Here is a 640-nt window from a genome sequence, read left to right as displayed (position 1 = left end):
ACTCTAGCTTCTGCAGCGTGCCCTATCCTGCATTTTGCCATTACAGGAATGGTCGTGAAATCTATTATTTCCTTAATCATAGTGGGGTCAGACATTCTTGCAACACCGCCATCAGATCGGATATCTGCCGGTACTCTTTCGAGTGCCATTACCGAAACTGCTCCTGCATTCTCGGCTATCGCAGCCTGCTCAGCGTTTACAACGTCCATTATTACACCTCCTTTTTGCATCCTAGCAAATCCTCTCTTGACCAATTCTTTGCCGTGTCTTAGAGATTCAAGATCTAAATCAAGTGACATCTTTCCTCCTGTGGTGGACCGGGCGGGATTTGAACCCGCGGCCTCCGCCTTGCGAAGGCGGCGATCTTCCAGACTGAGCTACCGGCCCTGTTACAGAAAAATTGACTTTATACAGCACCGCTAGACTCCAAGTGTATCGCAGCAGCTTCACTCAGGTCTGCATACAATTCTTCATCATCAACACCAGTATAGGATATTTTCCCACCTCTGCCTCGGTTTATTCTCATTATTTCGAATTCAGAAGTAACACTGTCTGCGTATGACATTATTGCATATTCATCCCCTTCAACTTCTAGAGCTCCATGTATATTCATCTTAATTTCGTTGCCATCACCGTCTTC

The 640-nt window shown here is 46.1% G+C and carries 2 protein-coding genes and 1 tRNA gene; all 3 read right to left on the bottom strand.

The window, feature by feature from the left end:
* Positions 1-299 (bottom strand): pyridoxal 5'-phosphate synthase lyase subunit PdxS (locus tag QGG57_07065; GenBank protein MDP7007914.1); only part of this gene is annotated, 299 nt, incomplete at its 3' end.
* Between the two features lie 11 nt (positions 300-310).
* Positions 311-387 (bottom strand) — tRNA-Ala (locus QGG57_07060).
* A 19-nt stretch (positions 388-406) separates the two neighbouring features.
* On the bottom strand, positions 407-640 hold a 234-nt coding region (locus tag QGG57_07055; protein ID MDP7007913.1), incomplete at its 5' end, for a DUF1292 domain-containing protein.

The sequence above is a fragment of the Candidatus Poseidoniia archaeon genome, from assembly GCA_030748895.1.
Classification (GTDB): Archaea; Thermoplasmatota; Poseidoniia; order MGIII; family CG-Epi1; genus UBA8886.
This window is presented reverse-complemented; position numbering and strand designations above follow the sequence as displayed.